The 15,766-nt window shown below is 60.9% G+C and carries 11 protein-coding genes; 7 read left to right on the top strand and 4 right to left on the bottom strand.

Annotated elements, in window-relative coordinates; all coding sequences use genetic code 11:
• Positions 1 to 122: 122 nt before the first annotated feature.
• Positions 123 to 776 (bottom strand): ribonuclease HI family protein, encoded by a 654-nt coding sequence (locus C5B91_RS16810; protein WP_115820072.1) that lies wholly within the window; start codon positions 774 to 776, stop codon positions 123 to 125.
• 917 nt (positions 777 to 1,693) lie between these two features.
• Between C5B91_RS16810 and trkA the strand changes: the two genes are divergently transcribed.
• The 4 genes from trkA to C5B91_RS16790 all read left to right on the top strand — a co-directional run bounded on the left by trkA (position 1,694) and on the right by C5B91_RS16790 (position 7,463).
• Positions 1,694 to 3,031 (top strand): Trk system potassium transporter TrkA, encoded by a 1,338-nt coding sequence (gene trkA, locus C5B91_RS16805; RefSeq protein WP_008096857.1) that lies wholly within the window; start codon positions 1,694 to 1,696, stop codon positions 3,029 to 3,031.
• Complete coding sequence (locus C5B91_RS16800) at positions 3,028 to 4,524, top strand: TrkH family potassium uptake protein (RefSeq protein WP_008096858.1); 1,497 nt, start codon at positions 3,028 to 3,030, stop codon at positions 4,522 to 4,524. The genes trkA and C5B91_RS16800 overlap by 4 nt, the downstream gene beginning before the upstream one ends.
• 188 nt (positions 4,525 to 4,712) lie before the next feature.
• Positions 4,713 to 6,518 carry a PAS domain S-box protein gene (locus C5B91_RS16795; RefSeq protein WP_004971942.1) on the top strand — a complete coding sequence of 602 codons (1,806 nt, stop codon included), beginning with the start codon at positions 4,713 to 4,715 and terminating at the stop codon, positions 6,516 to 6,518.
• Between the two features lie 90 nt (positions 6,519 to 6,608).
• The gene (locus tag C5B91_RS16790; protein ID WP_004971943.1) at positions 6,609 to 7,463 is read left to right on the top strand and encodes an MBL fold metallo-hydrolase; all 855 of its coding nucleotides are present in this window, start codon (positions 6,609 to 6,611) and stop codon (positions 7,461 to 7,463) included.
• A gap of 101 nt (positions 7,464 to 7,564) precedes the next feature.
• On the opposite strand, the gene C5B91_RS16785 is transcribed toward C5B91_RS16790, so the two are convergent.
• From C5B91_RS16785 to C5B91_RS16775, 3 genes are all read right to left on the bottom strand, one after another.
• On the bottom strand, positions 7,565 to 8,611 hold the full coding sequence (locus C5B91_RS16785) for a PAS domain-containing sensor histidine kinase (protein ID WP_008096861.1): 1,047 nt from the start codon (positions 8,609 to 8,611) through the stop codon (positions 7,565 to 7,567).
• 234 nt (positions 8,612 to 8,845) lie between these two features.
• Complete coding sequence (locus tag C5B91_RS16780; RefSeq protein WP_008096863.1) at positions 8,846 to 9,910, bottom strand: TrmB family transcriptional regulator; 1,065 nt, start codon at positions 9,908 to 9,910, stop codon at positions 8,846 to 8,848.
• A gap of 204 nt (positions 9,911 to 10,114) precedes the next feature.
• On the bottom strand, positions 10,115 to 12,124 hold the full coding sequence (locus tag C5B91_RS16775; RefSeq protein ID WP_199519541.1) for a glycoside hydrolase family 15 protein: 2,010 nt from the start codon (positions 12,122 to 12,124) through the stop codon (positions 10,115 to 10,117).
• A gap of 97 nt (positions 12,125 to 12,221) precedes the next feature.
• Here C5B91_RS16775 and C5B91_RS16770 point away from each other — a divergent pair, with 97 nt between their 5' ends.
• The 3 genes from C5B91_RS16770 (at position 12,222) to C5B91_RS16760 (ending at position 15,766) form a co-directional block, all read left to right on the top strand.
• Positions 12,222 to 13,712 carry an extracellular solute-binding protein gene (locus C5B91_RS16770; protein ID WP_115820034.1) on the top strand — a complete coding sequence of 497 codons (1,491 nt, stop codon included), beginning with the start codon at positions 12,222 to 12,224 and terminating at the stop codon, positions 13,710 to 13,712.
• Positions 13,713 to 13,775: 63 nt separating this feature from the next.
• Positions 13,776 to 14,768, top strand: coding sequence for a carbohydrate ABC transporter permease (locus tag C5B91_RS16765; RefSeq protein WP_008096891.1), 993 nt, complete (start codon positions 13,776 to 13,778; stop codon positions 14,766 to 14,768).
• Positions 14,768 to 15,766 carry a carbohydrate ABC transporter permease gene (locus tag C5B91_RS16760; RefSeq protein ID WP_049968680.1) on the top strand — a complete coding sequence of 333 codons (999 nt, stop codon included), beginning with the start codon at positions 14,768 to 14,770 and terminating at the stop codon, positions 15,764 to 15,766. Before C5B91_RS16765 ends, C5B91_RS16760 begins: the two co-directional genes overlap by 1 nt.

The following is a 15,766-nucleotide window of genomic DNA, read 5'->3' as shown; positions in this document are numbered from 1 at the left end:
ACGACCACCCACTGGCGTCGGTTCGAAACGAGATGGCACACGGTGACCGGATGGGTTGCGACTCGCACGAGCGGAATGGACACGTCACCGACGGGAATTCGGCACACCCGCGACGAGACGAGCTATCCCGGCCCCAAGGCTGCGATGTCGGCACCGACTGTCGCCAGCGCATCGGCGGGGTTCGGGTCGCAGTCAGCCAGATGCGTGTACCGGTGGTTCGGAACGCTCGATAGCGCTGCGGCGATAGCCTCGCTGTACGTCTCGACGCCCGGTTCTGTCGGGTCGTTACCTCCCCAAACATCGCGAATGACTGTCATCGAGTCGATTCGGACTTCGAGGCTGTGTGGCTCGTAGCGTGACACCAGTTCGGATAGTCCGAGTTGGAGGGCGCCGTACTCGGCGGTGTTGTTCCCCGTCCGAGACCCGACGGGACGGCCGAGCCGTGCGAGTTGGTTCTCTTCTGCGTCCATGATGACCGCGCCCGCGCCCGCCGGACCGGGGTTGCCGCGCGAACTGCCATCGACGTACAGGATGAACGAATCGTCGGTCGGTGCGAGGACTGGCGGGTGAGTGAGTTCCGACGACAGTAGATCATCGAGCGCACGCCGCAACTCGCCCGAGGTCGTCGCGGGGTCGAACAGGCCGCCGTAGCCGGGGACGGCGTCGTCGATGATGTCGGTGGCGGCTGCCATCTCGTAACCGACGCCCGCGAGAACCTCGTCGACGAGCGTGGCGAGCGGTGAGAGGTGCCCGGCGGGACGCGGCTCTTCGGTCACGTCGCCGACACCTTCCTCGGGTTCTCGCTCCGGTCCCTCACCACGTCGCACCTCGCTGCTCTCGCAAGCTCGTCGAACAGCTGCATATCAGCACTCGGTCGTTGAACGAGATAATTCCTTCAGGTTGGTTGGCGAGGGACGTCGGTAAGACACCCTCCTCGGGTGGAACAGCGATGGCACTTCACCAGACGGCACTGTCTAGTTAAAGAAGAAGCCTCACGTCTGGTTCGCACCTCGCCGGACCGAAGGGCCCGCGGACTCGTCGGGGTCGGACAGCTTCCGAGACACCGAAATGCACTACGTTCTGTGGACACCGCTCGGGGCGTTTGTCGTCCACCTCTACGGGATCGCGTATCTACTAAGAGAAACAACACAACTGCCTCGAACTCTCGACATAGGACACTCTCATCAAGCAGTCTATCGATAGCATTCGTTCTGTCAGAAACATATCTCAAACCGCCTGAGCAAACGCCAAATTGGGTTGTGTCGAGGAGGCTGCTGTCGGAATCGATCACAGTTCAGAGACCGCATCAAGCGCTCGATGGACGAACGCCAGTCGAGGAGGTTACTAACTAGACAGTGCCGAATGGACATAAATACTGACCGTTGATATGTGACCGGTCTACGTAGCCAACCCGACCGGTCAACGATAATCGAAAGAATGCAGTCCGATAACCAGAGACATCAGCCAGAAGCACAGTCGCCGGAACAGCCCCGTAGTGCTTGAACAGCGCGACGTCGACACTCACTTTTGTGAGAGGCCTATTGTGTCTCACAACCAAGACTACTCGCCCATTCCTTATCTGGACAGTACCCAAGAATGTTCCATCTCAGAAGACCAGACCCGAAATGTCGTGAACGGCTTTTAGTAGGCCCCATCCGTTAGGTATCCCAATGGTTACGTCGAGAGGACAGCCATGCGCGTGATCGTCGTCGGGGCCGGTGAAGTCGGAGCGAACATTGCGGTCAGTCTCGCTGAGAGTCACGACGTCATCGTCATCGATATTGATCCAGAGAAAGTCGAGGACCTCACGTATTCGAGTGATATATTGGCGATTAAAGGGGATGGGACCTCGCTGAGAATACTCGAAGAGGCAGGCATCGCCGAGGCAGATATGCTCATCGCCAGCACGGACGACGACGAGACGAACTTAGTCACCTGCGGGACGGCGAAGACAACGGGCGATGTCTTCACTATTGCTCGGGTCCGGAACGCGAACTTCCTCGATACGTGGACGCGATCAGAGAGGGCGTTCGGGGTTGATTTCATGGTCTCGACGAACCTACTGACGGCCAACGATATCGTCCGCGTCGTCGGGCTTCCGGCCGCCGTCGACGTCGACCCGTTCGCCGGTGGACTCGTCCAGATGGCCGAGTTCGAGGTGGCGGCAGATTGTGAAATCGTAGGACAGACCGTCGAAGAGGCGGACAAGTTCGATGCGCTCACGTTCGCAGCACTAGTTCAGGAGGGCGATGTCGTAATCGCCCGTGGACAGACACGAATCGAAGCCGGAAACAGAGTGATCGTCATCGGCAGTCCAGAGAGCGTCCAAGCGTTTTCGAAAACTGTTGCCTCAGCTGAAACCTCAGATGAGGCTCGTGATATCGTCGTCGTTGGTGGGAGTGACATCGGGTACCACACGGCTAGGTTGCTCGAAGAGCGCGGCCTCGAACCTCGTCTGATCGAACAAGACGCGGATCGCGGCCGTCAACTCGCCGAAGACCTTCCCGGAACAATCGTGATGGTACACGACGCGACGGACGTGGACTTCCTTGTCGGTGAACACATCGACCGGGCGGACGCAGTCATCGCAGCGACCGACAGCGACGAAAAGAATCTCTTGGTCTCGTTGCTCGCAAAGAACATCGGTGTCGCTCGTACGGTCGCCGTCGTCGAACAAGGGCAGTACGCAAGCTTATTCGAAGCGGTCGGAACCGACGTCGCGATCAACCCCCGTGAAGCGACCGCGGAGGAAATCGTCCGCTTCACACAGGAGGGACAGGTCGAAAACCTCTCGCTCATCGAAGGTCGCCAGGCAGAAGTGCTAGAGATCGAGGTCGACGAGGCAAGCGTCCTCGCAGGACGCCCCATCCACGAGAGCATTACTGAGCTTCCATCCGGTGTGGTTATCGGTGCGATCACTCGCAATCAGGAGTTCATCGTTCCCCGTGGCGAGACCGTGATCAAAGCAGGTGACCACGTCGTTCTCTTCGTAGCTGCAGATGTCCTCTCTCCCGTTATGGAGCTCGTATGAGAATTCGCGTCGATTGGCGGGTTAGCTGTCGACTGGTCGGGACGATTCTCAAATGGCTGTGGGTACCACTCCTCCTTCCGCTTGGAATCGCCCTCTACGACGGAACGGCGCTGCTCCCGTTCATCTTCCCGATACTTGGGACAGCACTCCTCGGGGTCGGGCTCGAACAGCTCACCGACAAGCGTGACCTCCGAGCGCGGGAAGCGTTTCTGATGGTCTCGCTGACGTGGTTGAGCATTGCGCTCGTCGGTGCGGTCCCATTTGTTCTTGCCGGCGAGGGAATGCTTGTAACGCCGGTGAACGCCCTATTCGAGAGTATGAGCGGAATCACGACGACCGGAGCGACGGTCATCGTGGATTTCGAACGCCACTCACGGGCCATCCTCATGTGGCGAGCGGTCCTGCAATGGCTCGGTGGACTCGGAATTCTGGTTCTGGCGACGGCTGTCCTCTCCCAACTGTCCGTCGGTGGTGCACAGCTCATGGAGACCGAAACCCAGATTCAGGACGTCAACAAGCTCACGCCCCGAATTTCGGAAACAGCAGCCCTTCTCTGGAAGATCTATATCGGCCTGACCGGGCTCCAGGTGGCAGTTCTCTACGGACTCCATTTGATCGGATACGCGCCGGAGATGACGCTGTACGACGCTGTAGCGCATGCGTTTACGACCATCTCGACGAGTGGCTTTTCACCCCGTGGCGACAGCATCGCTGCCTTCTCGCCCGCCGTTCAGTGGGCGATTATCCCGTTCATGGCAATCGGTGCCACGAGTTTCATTCTACTGTACTTCGCCTTTCAGGGGAACTTCGACCGACTCCGCAATAGTGACGAATTCCGCTTTTACGTCGGACTGCTCGGGTTCTTCACGGTCGGTGTCGGGGGGGTGTTGTTGGTTGACGGTGCTCCCTATACAAGCCTCGAACAGATAGCTCGGCACGCACTCTTTCAGGTCGTTTCGATAATGACGACGACAGGTTACGCGAGTACGGATTTCAACCTCTGGTCGGCAGCGGCCAAACATCTCCTGTTCGTCTGTATGTTCATCGGTGGGATGGCCGGTAGTACGACCTGTTCGATCAAGACGCTCCGGTGGCTCGTCGTTGTGAAAGCGTTCAGTCGAGACCTGTTTACCGCCTCGAATCCGAGCGCGGTCCGACCAGTCCGCCACAGTGGGAACGTCGTCGACGAAGAGACGGTTCGGGACATCTACGCCTACACACTGGTTAGTCTCGTGTTCTTCATCGTCGCGACAATCTTCGTCGTCGTCGACGCATCCCGAGTACAGCTGTCAGTCACCGAATTCGAGGCCATGAGCGCTGCGGCAGCCACGTTCTTCAATGTCGGGCCGGCGTTCGGAATCGCGGGACCACTCGAGAGCTACGAGCCGTTCCCGCAGTCGACGAAGATCGTGATGACCTTCCTCATGTGGGTCGGTCGGATCGAAATCATTCCGGTGCTGGTGTTACTGACGCCGTCCTACTGGCGGTCGTGAAAAGCGAGGTGAAATGACACTAGTTTACTTGCGTTCCACTTCTCGATGTCCGGGCGCTCATCACCCTCTTGGGACTCGTCGGGTCACGCTGAGCGTGGAGGTCAACTACTCCGACACGGGAGAGTCGTGTTCCTCCGACCGCGCCCACCCTTAAGTATCTACTTAGCGAACATTCAAGCGGGATAGATATGAGCGAGTTAGTGGATGAGGTGGTCGTCTTGTACGTCGACGACGACGAGGACTTCACCGAACTAACGGCGACGTTCCTCGAACGGGAACACGACCGGTTCCGGGTCGAGACGGCCACCTCGGTCGCCGAGGGGCTCGACCGCGTGGCAGACACGGAGTTCGACTGCGTCGTCTCGGACTACGACATGCCCGAGCGCGACGGATTGGATTTCCTCGAAGCCCTCCGCGAGGACGCGCCGGACCTCCCCTTCATCCTCTTTACTGGCAAGGGAAGCGAGGAGGTCGCGAGCGACGCAATCTCCGCGGGCGTCACCGAGTACCTCCAGAAGGAACACGGGACCAGCCAGTACACCGTACTCGCCAACCGTATCGAAAACGCGGTCGAGCAGTACCGCTCACAGCGCGCGCTCGAGACGAGCGAACAACGCCTCTCCCTGTTCATCGAACAGTCTCCGCTCGGCGTCCTCGAGTACGACAGCGACTTCCAAATCGTCGGGCTCAACGAGCGCGGCGAGGAGATTCTGGGCTATACCGAAGCGGAACTCCGCGGCCACAGCTGGGAACTCATCGTCGCGGACGATAGTTACGACAACGTCGACGCCGTGACAGACCAGCTTGCAGTCGCGGAGGGCGGCTACCACAGCATCGACGAGAACGTCCGAAAGGACGGCGAACACATCCGCTGTGAGTGGCACAACCGAACCATCACTAACGACGACGGTGCGGTCGTCGGCATCATCTCGTTGTTCCAGGACGTGACCGAACGAACCCACCGTGAGGACGAACTCGAACGGACCAACGCCCTGCTCTCGACGCTCATTCGGTCGCTCCCGGTCGGCGTCCTCGCCGAAAACAGCGACCGAACCGTCCTCGCCATTAACGAGCGACTGCTCGAACTGTTCGATGTCTCGGAACCGTCGACGGAACTCATCGGCGCAGACTGTCGGGAACTGGCGCAGATGGCCAGCGAACTCGCGGTTGACTCGGAGGGCTTCGTCGAGCGCGTCGACGAACTGATCGCCGGGACAGAGTCGATCCACAACGAGACAGTCGCTCTGACGAACGGTCGGACGCTCAACCGAAGCTACGAACCGATCGAACTCCCCGAGGGGACCGGCCACCTCTGGATGTATCGCGACACGACCGAACAGCGAAAGCGAGAGCAACAGCTCCAGCGCCAAAACGAGCGGCTGAGCGAGTTTGCGAGCGTCGTCAGCCACGACCTCCGGAACCCGCTGAACGTGGCTGCTGGGAACGTGGAACTGGCCCGCCAAGACCACGAAAGCGACCGTCTTGCGACCGCCGCGCGGGCGTTGAACCGCATCGACGACCTCATCGAAGACCTGCTCACGCTCGCCCGAAAGGGCGACAACGTCGGTGAACTGGAACCGGTGTCCTTGGGTCCGCTCGTCTCCGACTGCTGGGAGACCATCGAAACGGCCGGCGCTGAACTCCAGACGGACGTGACGGCGACGGTCATCGCTGACCGAAGTCGGCTCCAACAGCTCGTCGAGAACCTCGTCAGGAACAGCATCGAACACGGTGGAGACGGCGTGGCGGTGACAGTTGGTGAACTTCCGGACGGCTTCTACGTCGAGGACGACGGTGTCGGCATCCCAGCCGAGCGCCGCGACACCATCTTCGAAGCCGGCCGCACAACCTCGCGTACGGGTACCGGATTCGGGCTCGCAATCGTCAAGCAGGTCGCCGAGGCCCACGGATGGGACGTTAGCGTCGCCGACTCTGACGCCGGCGGGGCACGATTCGAGATTACGGGAGTCACGTTCGCTGATGTCGACGACTGAGCCCCACGCCGGAAGCTTTTACAGGCCCCGTGCGGACCGCTGTCACATGTACTATCACGGCGAATCCGGCAGCGCGGCGCGGAGCGTACGATGACGATTACGAGCGATTGGGGCGAATGGTGGGCCCGGGAGGAACTCAACGGCGTCGACGTCGAGGAGGGAGTCTCGCTGTGGTATCTCGGCGTCGCCGGCTGGGCGATACGGACGCCGGAGACCGCCATCTACATCGACCCCTACTTCAGTACCGAGCGGGACCGCGAGTACGTCGCTCGGATGTCGCCGGTGCCGATGGAGCCGCAGTGGGCGGACGCCTGCGACGCGGTCTTCTGCACCCACGACCACCGCGACCACTTCTGGCCGCCCTCGTTCGGCCCGCTTCTCGACCACGGCGGCGACGTCCACGCGCCCGTCGAGTGCTACGAGAACTTCGACGTGAGCGCGATCGACGAGGACAAGCGGACGGCCGTCGAACCCGGCGACAGCTACGAGGTCGGCGACCTCACCGTCCACGTCAGAGGCGGGTACGACCCGGACGCGACCGGCACGGTGACGTACGTTATCGAGCACGAGACGGGAACCATCTTCCACGGCGGCGACAACCGGCCCTGCGAGGCGTTCCACGAGATCGGTGCGGAGTTCGACATCGACCTCGGGATGCTCTCCTACGGAACCGACGCCCGCGTCGTCCAAGACGGCGAGGTCATCACGCGCAAGCTCTACAACGACGCGGACGAAATCATCGAGGCCACGAACGCGCTCGGCATCGACCGCCTGATTCCCGAGCACTGGCGGCGCTGGCGGTCGATTCACGCGGACCCCGGCGCGCTCTCGAAGGCCGCGACGACGTTCGAGTACCCGCACGTGATCGAGGAGGTCGAAGTCGGCGACCGCTTCCGACTCGGCCGGCCGGGCGTCGTCCCACCGGCGCGCCTCGGCGGTGAGTAACTCTCCAACTCGTCACCGAACTCTTCTGCCCCACAGGCGACGTCGCGCGGCGCTCCCATTCAACGGCGATGTCGTACTGTACCACAGAAACCGCAGTCGAGTCAGTCGGTGCGCGGGAGTTCGACGACGAAGACGGCACCCGTCGGTTCGTTGTCTTCGACCCGGACCGAACCGCCGTACCGCGTGACCAGGGTGTCGACGAGGTAGAGTCCGATACCCGTGCCGGGGCTCCCGAGACCTCGCTCACCTTTTCCGAACGCGAGTTCTTTCCTGTCGTCCGGGATGCCCGGCCCGTTGTCGGCGATTCGAATCTCGACATCGTCGTCTCGGGCCGTACACGAGATCTCGACGCGAGGCGCGTCCTTGTCGTTGTGTTGGACGGCGTTGTTCAGGAGGTTCCGAAACACCGAACTGAGCATGCTATTTCCGGCGACCTCGACATCGGGGAGCGCTCCCGCCACCACGAACGCGGCCTCCGGGAAAGACTCCTTGCGAATCGATAGCTCGGTTTCGAGAATCGAGCGAATCGGTACCGACGCGATAGTGACACTCTCGTTCGATGCAATCGTCTCCACGTAGTCGCGTGCGACCTCGGTCAGTTCGACGACGTGCTCACCGCTGTCGAGGATTTTCTGGAGGTACTCGCTCCTGTCATCATCGACGTGGTCTTCGAGCATCTCTGCCCACCCGAGTACGACCCCCATATCGTTGCGGATATCGTGGCGGACGATTCGGTTCAGCAGTTCGAGTTCTCGCTCCCGGCGTTTCTGCTCCGTGATGTCCGTACAGATACCGACGACCTCCGAGACGTCACCGTCGTCATCGCGGAGGAGCACCTGCCGCGTCAGCACCCAGCGAACCGACCCATCGGGTCGGACGACGCGACCCTCGTACGCCTCGTCGTGGGCCCCCTGGGCTGAGGCCTCGATATTCTGTCGCACCCGGTCGCGGTCTTCGGGATGGATGGCGTCGAGCAGCCGTGTGATGTCGTCCATGACCGCCTCGGGGGGAATCCCCCAGATGTCTTCGAAGCCAGCGCTAATGTAGTCGAACTCGCCGGGCGCGGATACCGTCCAAAGCGCGACCCCATCAAGCTGGTCGAACAGGTCCTGGAAATCGGGCCGTTGGCCAAGCGAGCTGTTACTCATACGGGGGTGTTTCGAGGCGAGTGAGATAAGTACCAGTCCCGGAGTCCGACGGCGGAGCAGCCGGCGTCAAAGCTGCGTTCTGAAGGGTGAGTCTCGTTCGTGGACGAGCAAACCGGACGTTAGTGCTAATCGAGTGACGTCGAAGGAGGTCGGCTCGAGCCGACGGAAGGATAACCGAGGAGTCCCACGCGGGGCAGTCCACTGCGACTGGTCGGTGAGTACGTGCAGGAAACGCTATTCCTGTTCTGTATCGCTGACCGACCGGAAGACGACGCGCCGGGCCTCGAAATCCTCCAAGAACGCCTTCGAGCCACCGACGGTAAACGTGTCGTCAGGCGTCTCAACGACGAACGACTCCTGGGTCGGGAAGTCGTTCGAGAAGGGCCGAACGAGGCTCTGTTTCACCGCCACGATCGTCCCAGTCGTCGTCTCGAACGCCGCGTTACTCTGGGTGGGACGGATGTCCATCTCGGCCGTGACGACAGATCCGTCCATCAGATGTAGCGTCGCGTCGAACACCGCGTGGCGGAAACTCGTGAACGTCGCCGGAAGTTGACTTTTTGACCCGACATGCACCTGCTCGCCCATCGGCCAGTAGTTCGCGATAAACGAGTCGAACAACGAGGAGACGATATGCTCCTCAGCGTGGTAGATGGCATATTCATCGGAGTTCGAGTTCAGTATCGCATCTGCCGAGGCGATGATACCGTCACCCCGGTCAACAGTAAGCGTCACCGGGGCCGGGGCGCTCCACGTCTGGATGATACTCGCGGTCGCACCGTCGATCGAACTCGTGCCGTCATACTCCGTGACGAGAAGCATACAAAATACGCCCCGACTCCGCGCCTCTCTGAGCGAGTCTTCGACCCGATGAAGCACCGATGCGGGAAGTGCGAGAACGAGTTCCGATTCGGCGGCGTCGATCAGCTTATTGAGCTGAGCGAGTATCGTCCGTCGAGATTTGATGATACTGAACTTCTGCTGTTCGTAGCTCTCGGAGTCAAACAGGTCCTCTAACTGGGACTCGACGGTCTGTAGTTGGGAAACGAGGTTGTCGATGCCCTCTGCGGGCGGAATCGCTCGCAACTGCGTCGGTTGGACGTGGTCGTCGATTTCGATGAGGTCGCGCTCCTCGAGTTTTCCGACGATATCGTACGCGTAACTCTTAGAGATGTCAGCCTCTTCAGAGACGACTCGGATTGTCGTCGCCCCGTTACGGAGTATCGTCACGTACGCCCGCGACTCCTTGTCCGAGAGCCCAATCCGCATGAGGCTGTCCACCACCTCGTCTTCCACCATATCCAAGTGTTCGGCCAAGGCGGGGGATAAATCTTAGTAAAGCGTTGGACACCGAGAGGCCATTGTAGGCCGACAGACCAGTATGATGAACGTGATTCCTCCCCGGCGTAAACGGCGGGGTCCCCTCACTACAGAAAGATGAGAGGACAGGCAGGGAGCTGTCCGACGCGTGACCGCCCCGAACCCGTTTCGAACGATAACTCTCTACTCGGTGCAAGTACCTCGGGTGACACGGGACGCGTGCGTGGCTAGTCGAATGGCGTGAGACCAACCCAACGGCGTTGCGCTGTCCGGCGCACCGGTGTCGAAGAACTGCTCTGGGAGGTAGCCCGATGGAAGGCACAGACTACCGTCGAGATCTATTTCGTCGAACAACCGATCCGCCCACGTTTCGGGGTCGTACTCGTCAGTCGACGAGAAGAGTCGAATCGACTTCTCGGCCGCGTACGCGCCCCAGCCAGTCGAGACGGTCCAAACCTTCTCGCTTCCCTGCCCCCGCCGCCGCCACGTATCGCCCTCGAATCGCGTGAGTCCGGAGATGTCGCCGGTCTCTTTCCAGAGCCTGGAGAACGCGGTTTGGAGGTGACACTCGAGTCGCCGCAATCGCGTGTCGCCGATATCCTCGATGGCTCGGTAGGCGAGGTAGGCGTCGACGAGCGAGAACGTCGTGCTGTCGACTCGGTCGTCCAAGTCACCGTCCCCGTCGTCTAATCGGAGCGCGTAGATACCCTTGTCGGCGGCCCACGCCATGTCGAGCGCGTCAAAGACCTCCGTTGCCCGCGTCGCTGCGCGCTCGCTGGTGGCGGTATCGTACGTGACCGACGCAATCGTACTGTAGGCCTGAACGAACTTCGCGGCGGTGTGCGTGAAACGACCATTCGTATTCTCCCACGCGTTTTCGCATACCGTCGGAAAGCCATCGTCTTTCAGCGAACTGTCGAGCCCATCGACTCCCGACTGTAACGCGTTCTCGATGGCCTCGACCGTGACGTTTCGGAGCGACTGTCGGTATGTCGAGAGGTACTCGGCGAGGAAGACGAGGACACTCGCAGTCTGGTCGGCTTGGTACTGCGTTTCCGTGCCCTCGATGTGGCCGTTCGCCCACCCCGGCGCAAGCCGGCCGTTCATCGGCCACACCCGATGAGGCCACCGGCCGTCAGGTAACTGCGTCTGCAAGTAAAACTCGGCGCTCTGTCGGTGTGCCTCGGCTGCGCCGAACCCGAGCGATTCGTCGGCTTCCAAGAGAAACGTCGAAACTTCTCCGTCGTCTCGAAACCACGTGTAGCCATAGCCGCCGGAGTACTGGTAGTATGGGTCGAAATCCGGCCCCGCAATTCGGGCCCCAGTCGGTGCGGAGAGCAACTCAAGGACCGAAAGGTCAGTCGCGACGAGTCGGTCCGTGACCGTGGGATACTGTCCTGCCTGCCGTGCCGTCGCGAGGAGCGCGGCTGAAGCGCTGTTGGTTCGTCGCGTCCGGGTCGCGACCGCAGAGAGCGCATCCGAGCGCGACTGCGTTTCGATGTCCGACAGCAGGGTGACGAGACTGGTCTCACCGTCCTCGAAAGCGACGCGGACGCCAACACCACCGGTGAGGCGACTCTCCTCGTACTCTTCGGACGCACCGAACTCCGGAAACGACCGCGATTCCGCGGCGAGTATCTCGTCGAACCGCTCGAGTACTTGGGGCGTACACTCCACGAACTCAGTCGAGGCGCCGAGGTAGTCGTGTTCTCGGTTGTGGTACACCTCGATGGCGTCGTCGTGGACTAGCTGCCCGACGCGCCCATCTCGCCCCTCCGGGCTGATCTCGATGAACGCGGCCAGTTCGATATCCTCCGGTGCACCGTCGCCAAGCTCAAACGCCGTCGTGTGGGCGAGCCCGTCGGTAACGTCGCGTTGTACCACGTCGAACCCATCGAGACGGTGCGTCGTCTCGACGAGCGACCGACCCGCTCGGTACGTCTGAATCCCCGTGTCGAGCGCATCGAACCACTCGATGGTGTCACCGAAACGGATGCCGAAACGCGAGGACACGATGCCGCCGAATCCCGAAAGTGGGTACGAGTAGTCCCGTAGTGACCCGGCCGGTGACACGTGAACGAGGCGTTGGTCCGACCCGCTGAATCTGCCTCGCCGCGTGCGCCGTTCGCCCGGAAATACGTCGGTCGCGTCTTCGTTCTGCTTGTAATCGTCGAGTGACCGTCGGAGTCCCATACACCTACTGGCCACAGAGTCCAGATAAAGTTCTTGTGATATCTCAAAGCTAATCCCTAAATTATAAGTGACCCTATTTTGATGAACAATTTGGACGATGACAGCGAACCCAGAGACGAGCAAGACGGCGAAGAAGAGCGTCTCACGACGGCGGTTTATCGCCGCTGCAGGTGCGACGGGAGTCACAGCGGGCCTCTCCGGCTGTGCGAGTATGTTCGGCAACGGCTCCGACACCGGTGGACAGGTCGGTGAGTCCGAAAGCGGCGGAACGACCGTCGTCTGGGGCTTTGACGCGACTGTCGCACAGGACCACGCGGACCAGCTCCGTACTGCGCTACACGAGAAAGGGGGACTCTCGGACGACATCCGCGTCGAGTTCCAGCCGGGCCAGCCGGACAGCGGGAAGCGTCGCTCGACGTACAACCGGCTCTTGAGCTCTCAGGAGACGACGCCGGACATGTTCATGATGGACAACGGCTGGGTGAACATCTTCATCCAGCGGGGACAGCTCGCTAACCTCTCGGAGGTGCTCCCCGAGAGTGCGCTTTCGACCATCGAAAGCGAGTACTTCGGCGGGTTCACTGAGACGGCCATCGACCCCGCCAGCGGGGACCTGTTCGGTGTTCCGCTGTACCCCGACTACCCGACGATGTTGTACCGGAAAGACCTCGTCGAAGAGGCCGGCTACAATCCGACCGAGGAGAACTGGGCCACCGAGCCGATGACGTGGAAACGGTGGTCGAACATCGCCGCCGAAACACAGGACGTCTCGGGCGTCGATTACGGCTTCACCACCCAGTGGGATATCTACGTCGGCACCGCCTGCTGTACCTTCAACGAGGTGCTGTCCTCGTGGGGCGGCGCCTACTTCGGTGGTCGAGAGAACCTATTCGGCCCCGTCGGCGAACGACCCGTCACCGTCGACTCGGACCCGGTCGTCAACTCGTTGAATATGATGCGAAAGTTCGTCCACGACGAGAGCTTCGACGGGCAGTTTAGCGACTACGGCGGCGGCTTCACGCCGACGAACATCCTCGGGTGGATCGAAGACAGTTCACTCGCACCGTTCGTCGACGGGAACGCCGTGTTCCACCGCAACTGGCCGTACGCGATTAATCAAGCAGCGTCGGAGTTCGGCGACGACCTCGGGACGATGCCGCTTCCCTACGGTGTCCCTGAAAGCGAGGCGCAGTTCCCCGGGACCGGTGGGTCCACCTCCGCACTCGGTGGCTGGCACATTACTGTCAACCCGAACAGTCAGAAGCTCGACGCAGTCACACAGGTCATCCAAGCGTCGATGCGCGAGGAATTCCAATTGTTCCTTCTGGAGGTCGAGGGGTGGCTACCGCCGCGGGCGAGTCTGTTTAACTCCGAGACGGCTGCGGAGCTCGAACCGGCCGGTGACTACATGGACACGCTCCGCGTCGCCGGTGAGAACACAATGGCTCGACCGGTGACGGCAGTCTGGAACAACCAATCGAGTAAAATCGCGGAGCAGGCCAATCGCGCGGTCGGACAAGAGGTGTCTTCGTCCGAGGCGATGGCGACGCTCCAGTCCAGTCTCGAAGAGACTGAGAGAGACAACTGACGAGCTGAGAGCTTTACACTCAACAGATCAAATCATGAGTTCCACACCTCTCAGAGGGGTAGTATGAGCGCCGATACGACTGCAAAGTCGGTACGCGAGTCACGGCAGTCGGGGCCAGTCGTCGCCTTCTTGCGGTGGCTGGAGAACCTGAGCGACACGCAGTACGCGTACCTGCTGTTGACCCCGGTATTCGTCCTGCTCGGTATCGTGGCCATCTACCCGCTCTTGCGGACGTTCGAGCTGTCACTATACGCCGTCTCGACCGACCTCTCTAGTGTCCGTTTCGTCGGTCTCGACAACTACGTCGCGCTGTTCACCGGGGAGAAAAACCGGTTCCTTCCCGGTGGGACGACGTTCCTCCCGACTGGGTTCGACGCCGCGAGTCTCCTCGATAGCGCCCTCGTAATTACCCTCATCTTCGCCGTGGCCAGCGTACTGTTCGAGACCCTCATCGGACTGGGGCAAGCGCTCGTCTTAGATCAAGACTTCTATGGCCGGCGGTGGGTCCGTGCGGCGATTATCATTCCGTGGGCCGTCCCAATCGTCATTCAGGGGATGATGTTCTTTTTAATGTTCGACTCAAACGTCGGGTTCGCCACGCCGATTCTCGCCGACCTCGGAGTAGTGGCGCCGACCAACACATTGAACGACACGGTCAGCGCGACGTTCATCATTATCGTCGCCGACATCTGGAAGACCTCGGCGTTCATGGCGCTACTCATCCTTGCCGGGCTCCAGAGCATCAATCGTAGCCTGTACGACGTGGCTCGTGTCGCCGGTGCGAGCAAGTGGCAGCAGTTCAGATACATCACGCTCCCGCTCATCCTGCCGACCATCGGGGTTGCGGTGTTATTCCGCTCGGTGCAGGCGATGCGCGTGTACGGTATCATCGATACTGTCTCGAGTTGTACCGTCGTCCCCTCACTCTCCTGCATGGTCGTCTCGACGTTCAACACGCACGAGGGGACGTCGGCCGCCATCGCGTTCGTTACGGCGGCCATCATCGGCGTCGTCGTGATGGGAATCATCCTGTGGCAGGGGGAGGACGCGATATAATGTCCAGCGAAATCGAGGATACGTCAGACGATACCGGGCCGCTCGCACGGTGGGCGCGGAATGCGATCCACAACCCACGACGCGTGTACCGAGCGTTGTTCTACGTCGCGATGGCGTTTTTTATGGTCACGACAGTGTTCCCGTTCTACTGGTTACTCGTCCTCGCGGTGACACCACAAGAGAATCTACTTTCCGGGAGTTTCCTCCCAACTGTCGACCTGTTCGGCGTCAGCGGTACGTTTCCGCTCCCCGTTCCGAAGGGATTCAATCCGACAGCGTTCGTTACCGTCTTCGAGCAGGTTCCGTTCCATCTGTACGTGCTGAATAGCTTCGTGCTAGCTGCCACGACGACAGTTATCGTCCTCGTCGTCGCGAGCCTCGCAGGTTACGTGTTCGGACGGATCGAGTTTCCCGGGCGCGCGCTGTTGATGCTCGGTATCCTCGCCATCAGTTACTTCCCGCCGGCAGCGTTCGTCATCCCGCTGTTTCAGGCGTTCGCCGGTAACGCCCCGATAACGATTCCGTTCGTGGGTATCCCGCTCTTCACACCACCCCGACTGCTGAACACCCCGGGGTCGATGGTCATGCCGTTCAGCGCGCTGTTCCTGCCGCTGTCGATATTCATCCTCACGACCTTCTACGGGCAGATTCCCGACGGGTTGGAGGACGCGGCGCGGGTGGAGGGAACGACCCGACTGGGCGCGCTGTTCCGCGTCATCGTGCCGCTTTCGGCACCCGGCGTGGCGACCGCGGGCGTCCTCACGTTCATCAGCGTCTACAACGAGTACTTTTTCAGCTCGATTATGGCGACGTCGCCCGAAGCGTCCAAGTGGTCGCCAATCGTCGGCGGGATTCTCAGCTACCAGACCCAGTACACGACGCAGTACAACCTCATGGCCGCAGCGAGCGTTGTGGGGGTCATCCCGGTCGTCGTCCTCGTCATCATCGCACAGGAACGCATCGTCAGCGGACTGACCGCAGGAGCACTTAAAGAATAA

It is taken from the genome of Haloferax sp. Atlit-10N, from assembly GCF_003586325.1.
GTDB lineage: Archaea > Halobacteriota > Halobacteria > Halobacteriales > Haloferacaceae > Haloferax > Haloferax prahovense.
The sequence above is the reverse complement of the archived record's forward strand: the minus strand, read 5'-3'. Positions and strand labels throughout refer to the sequence as shown.